The 5,898-nt window shown below is 27.3% G+C and carries 2 protein-coding genes; one reads left to right on the top strand and one right to left on the bottom strand.

All coding sequences use genetic code 11. The features are described 5' to 3' along the window. The coding region (locus MBCUR_RS00515; RefSeq protein WP_157077473.1) for a beta strand repeat-containing protein at window positions 1-4,963 on the bottom strand (4,963 nt) is incomplete at its 3' end. Between the two features lie 382 nt (window positions 4,964-5,345). Here MBCUR_RS00515 and MBCUR_RS00510 point away from each other — a divergent pair. Beyond that, complete coding sequence (locus MBCUR_RS00510; protein WP_067088878.1) at window positions 5,346-5,717, top strand: DUF2283 domain-containing protein; 372 nt, start codon at window positions 5,346-5,348, stop codon at window positions 5,715-5,717. Window positions 5,718-5,898 lie beyond the last annotated feature (181 nt).

The raw sequence follows: 5,898 nt of genomic DNA, 5'->3' as shown, positions 1-5,898 counted from the left end.
CTGTTTTAAGGCTTGCGATAGCACCTGTGCCTGTACCGGCAGTAAGAATAGTTATAATTAATGAAGCCACATTGATTAGGAAACCACCAATGCTCATTTTTCCATTGTTATCAATGCATAATGCGATATCCAAGATAATTTTAATTCCATGGCCAGCTGGAATGCCATTAATGTTAAGTTTATTAAGATAATTGTAGCCTGGGATGGTTAAATAATCAGCATTAATAAATTTCCAAGGGTCACCATTTGAGTTTAATATTGCATCGATAAATTTACCATCAGTATAAATCTGAAAAGTATTTCCTGAAAAAGGAACCAGAAGCGAAGAAATTAAAAGAAATTTTCCAAGATTTGAATTTAAAACTGAGTTTTTAGGAATATTAATATTGTATAATCCTTGAATCAAAGAATAAGCACTATATAAATAATTATTAGATTGTAAATTAGGAGTTATGCCTTTATTATTGCTACTATAAGGATTTGGCCTTGGTTTAAAATTTTTTAAATTATTTAAAACAGATTTACGAGTGCTATGAATAATGCTTGGGTTAGCTTTAATTCCTTCTTTTTTAAATAATTTTTTTATGTATAAGTTTAAATCATATTCTTTGCCTTTTGAATCACCAAGATAATATTTATTTAGGGTTTGATTATCAATAGTTGCTTTTAAAGTGTAAAAACCATAATTAGAGACTCTTATTTTACCGTTAGCCAAATTTTTAGTGACATCATATGAAAAAGGAGCATATTCTCCGTCAAATTTAAATTTAACTTTTAGTGAAGGTATTGGTTTTTTTAATTTTTTATTTTTGTCATCTTTAAATTTTACATAAATATTATGTATTTTTTTTAGTTTTAGTGTGTTTGGTGCATCTAAATATGCTGTAACATATCTGTTAATTTTAGTGTTTTTTACTTTATATGCTTTGTTTTCTCCCCACCAATTGTATTCTGCATTGGCAGAGCCTTTAGATCGATAAAGATTATATTTTTTGTTGAAAATGTAATTGTAGTTAAAGTAATTCTTTTTGCCAGCTATTTGATGAATACCGTTTTTATTAGTTTTTATGGTGTTTTGTATAAATTTATTGTTAGAGCCGTTAACGAAGACTCCTGTGTTGTTGTTTGAGTTAATGGTTGTTTTGTTAATTTGGTTATTGTTTCCTTTGATTACAAGTCCGTGGATTTTGTTTTTGTAAGTTTTGCTTTTAAATAGTTTGTTGTTATTTCCAATTATGGTTATTCCTGATTTTGGGCTATTGTAAGTGGTTAAGTTGTAGATTAGATTATTGTTTCCTTGAATAAGTGTTTGGGTGTTTTTATTGTTTTTTAAAGTCATGTAAGCTATTTTATTGTCTTTGCCTATTGTGTGTAGTCCATGGTATCCGTTGTTGTGGATTTTGTTGTGTGTGTAGTTGTTGTGGTTTCCTTTGAAGTAGATTGCACAGTTTTTTGTTTTTTTAGAGTTATTGGTAATGGAATTGTTTTTGAATAGGTTGTTGTTTCCTTCTCCTTTGATTCCGTTTTTAAGGTTGTTGTTTATGTTGTTGTATAAAATTTTTGATTTGTTAGTTTTTATGTAGAGTCCTTGGGCTTTGTTGTTTTTAATTGTGTTGTTGGAGATTTTGTTATAGTTTCCTTTTGCAACAATTCCTGTTTTGTTGTTGTGATGAACATAATTGTATGAAACATTTCCATTATTTCCATTTAGATAAATACCATTGTTTTTACTGTTAGAAATGTTATTATGTTGTATTATTGCTTTATTTCCGTTCACAATTAGCTGGTTGTTGTTATTGGATAAAGCATTATATGTTATTTGGGAATTGTCACCAGATAAATGTATTCCCTGTAGATTATTGTTTTTAATTGTGTTGTATCTTAATTTAGCATAGTTGCCTTTAATGAAAATTATACAATCATAAGATTTAATAGCAAGGTTATTATAAATTAAATTTCTTTCAATTGTAGCATAATTACCTATAATTTTTAATGTATTGCCTTTATTGCCTGAAATATTATTATTAAGAATATTTACGCGGTTTCCATTTAAAATAGCTCCTTCAAAATTGTTATTTCTTAGATTATTGTTTTTAAATTCAGTGTCATCGCCAACAATTTCAATTCCTCTTTTATTGTTGGTGAAGTTATTGTTGGATATTTTATTATTATTCCCTTTAGCATAAAAACCAATTCCACTGTTATTTTGGAAAACATTATTGTTTATAATTCCATTTTTAATATTAGAACTATAAGCACCATTTCCACTATTGCTAACAAATTTATTTCCAGAAACAAGAGTTCCACTACCTGTTAATTCTAATCCTCCTCCAATATTGCTATTAAAATTATTGTTTTGAATTAAAATTGCATTTTTTAAATGTACAATGGAATTTCCACTGTTAGCTTTGTTATTTATAAAATTAGAGGAAGTTATATAGGATTCTGATTCAAGATAAAGAGCACCACCATTAGTTGCACTATTACCATTGAAATAAGAATTAGATATATTGATTGGGTCCTGGTTATTAGAATAAATAGCTCCACCATTAGCTGATGCATTGTTGTTTAAAAATAAAACATTGTTAACAACTAGTTTACCATTAATGTAGATTCCACTACCATTAATTGCTTTATTATTAGTGAAATTAGAATTATTTAAAATATTCACAGTACCGTTACTAATATATAGCCCACCGCCGTTAGAACTAACAATATTACCTGAAAACCCAACAGAATTAATAGTTAAATTAGAATTAGTATAAATTCCACCACCATTAATGGCTTTATTATTATTAAAAGTAGATTTACCAGTAATGGTTGTAACTCCACCATTTAAACACAATGCTCCACCATTAGTAGATGCATTGTTTCCATTAAACTTAGATGAAGAAATTTGTAAATTTTTAAGCGAATAAATAGCTCCACCACTACCAGTTGCAAGATTATCATTAAAATTAGCTGAAACAATACTTAATACACCGTTAGAGTAAATTGCACCACCGTTAACACCATTATTGGATGAAAAATTTGAATTACTTAATATTCTAGTTGTTCCTCCATTGACATACAATGCTCCACCATTGGATATGGCATTATTTTTACTAAATACGGAATTAGAAATATTTAAATCATTTAAACTGTAAATAGCTCCACCATTAGCTAATGCATTATTGTTTAAGAATAAAACATTATTAACAACTAATTTACCCTTACTGTAGACCCCACTACCATTAAGTGCTTTATTGTTAGTGAAATTAGAATTATTTAAAATATTTACATTGCCACTGTTAATATATAGTCCAGCACCATTAGAACTAACAACATTACTTGAAAATCCAATAGAATTAATGGTTAAATTAGAATTAGTATAAATTCCACCACCATTAATAGCGTTATTATTATTAAAAGTAGATTTACCAGTAATGGTTGTAACTCCATCATTTAAATACAATGCTCCACCATTAGTTGATGCATTGTTCCCATTAAACTTAGATGAAGAAATTTGTAAGCTTTTAAGAGAATAAATAGCTCCACCACTACCAGTTGCAAGATTATCATTAAAATTAGCTGAAACAATACTTAGTACACCATTAGAATAAATCACACCACCGTTAACACCCTTATTTGATGAAAAATTTGAATTGCTTAATATTCTAGTTGTTTCACCATTGACATACAGTGCTCCACCATTGGATAGGGCATTGTTTTTGCTAAATATTGAGTTAGAAATGTTTAAATTCTTAAGAGTGTATATTGCTCCACCATTTTTTGCATTATTTGAAGTGAAATTAGATTTAGAAGAGATGCTTATTTGGCCATTTGTGTAAATTGCTCCACCAGAGGTGGTAGCAGTGTTTTGTGAAAAGTTAACTGCATTAATTTGTAAATTGCTTAAAGAGTAGATTCCTCCTCCATCTATGGCAGAGTTATTTTTAAATGTAGAGTCATTTAGGTATTTGATTGGAATTCGGGTGTAAATTGCTCCACCCATGTCTGTGGCTTTATTTGAGTCAAAGATTAAGTTTTTTAAGATGATTATTTTGTTATCATTGGTGGTTCTGTTGTATATTCCTATTGCTCCACCGTTGTTTGCTTTGTTAGAGGTGAAGTTAGAGTTTAATATTGTGGCTGATCCGTTTAATGTGAATATTGTTCCTACATTGCTTGCATTGTTTTGATTAAATAGAGAGTTGCTAATAGTTGCTTCAGAGTCAGAAATTCTGATTGCTCCACCCATATTTGCACTGTTATTGATAAATTTGCAGTTGATAATTTTATTTCCTATTCCATTGACTATAGAAATGGCTCCTCCGTCATTTATGGCGAAATTGTTAGTAAATGTTGAGTCTGTGATTGTTAAGTTTGTTGTAGCTGATCTTATTGCCCCTCCTTGAATAAAATTGTCTGTGCTTACTTGTATTCCTTTATTATTGTTGAAAATGGAGTTTTTTATAATAGAATTATATCCTAGAGGACCTATGAAAATAGCTGCTCCACTTTCTCCAGTGTTGTTTGAAAATGTGCAGTTGTCAATAGTTATTTTAGAATAAGTTATAATGGCTGTTCCACTAGTGTCATGTCCATTGCCATTAATAAAGTTAATATATTTAAATGTGATGTTTGTTGCATTAATCAAGAAAATTCTGCTGATATTTTCTCCAGATACTGTTGCAGGATTATTAGGGGAAGCACCGATAAAAGTTAAATTTTCCGTAGTGACTCTAATTCCTGAACCATTACTTTTAAAAGTATTTGAGCCTAATAGAATAATATCTCCAGAATTAACAGTGGTAATAGCATTCTTTATATCATCAAAAGAATCTCCACTAACAGCAATATTATTTGCTGAAACTGCAGAGAAAGATGCACAAAACAGAAACATTAAGATAAAAAGAAAAATTCCAGCTTTCACCCACCCCATGTATACGAATTTCCATGCACTTAAATTAATTAAAGCCATTTAAATCCCTTTATAGATATGTTAAAAAAAATACAATCAATTAAAAAAATTGTTAACATTTATTAAATAAATTTTTATATTATCATATAAACAAATTCCTAAATAAATCAAATAGAAAAATATATATTAATAAAAAAACAGATATTATAAATTATAATAAAAAAGCAAAACATGGGCAAAAAATTAAAACAGGTAGAATTTTTAGAGGATGTCCCATAATCCAAAATTTTTAAATTTTAGATAATTTAAAGTTAGTTTTAAATTGATTAAATTTGGCATAACGATTAATTAGAATTTTATTTAGTAAAATAATACTTAATAAAAGATAAATTTATTAATATTGTAACACTATATAATTTTAAGAAATAAAAAGGTAGATATCATGAAAGAAAATATTTTATTTTTTAACTATGATTTAGAAACTGATATTCTGTTTTTCTATAATGAAAAAAACAAGTATGAATTTAGTGAATTTTTAACAAATAAGATAGTTTTAGATCTGAATAAAAATAATGAAGCTATAGGATTAGAAATAACAGATGCTTCAAACTTATTTAAAGTAAAAAAAGAACTATTAACTAAAATTAAGGTAGGATACATGGAAATAGCTATTGATGAAGAAAATATAAAATTAGAAGTTTTATTAATCCTTAAAACCAACAAAGAATCATTATTAAAACCAATAAATATTAGAAGCAACAATGAATTACACATTCCTAATTTAGAGACAGAAGTAGCTATTACTTCTATCTAAGTGTTTTTTAAATTCCCTGCCATTATTAAAAACTTTTTTTATTAAAATTTTAAGTTTTAAAATACCTAAATTAAAATATATTTTTAAATAATAAAATGCAATTTTTAAATTTTCTATTTTATATCCCTTGAAAAAAGTTTGTAATTAAGTGCAAATTTTAAAGATGTTATAATATATTATT

The organism is Methanobrevibacter curvatus (assembly GCF_001639295.1).
In the GTDB taxonomy this organism is placed as follows: domain Archaea; phylum Methanobacteriota; class Methanobacteria; order Methanobacteriales; family Methanobacteriaceae; genus Methanoflexus; species Methanoflexus curvatus.
This window is presented reverse-complemented; position numbering and strand designations above follow the sequence as displayed.

What these genes read in the sequence shown, in the direction of transcription:
- MBCUR_RS00510 (WP_067088878.1), top strand. Translation starts at nt 5,346, where the DNA reads ATGAAAGAAAATATTTTATTTTTTAACTATGATTTAGAAACTGATATT.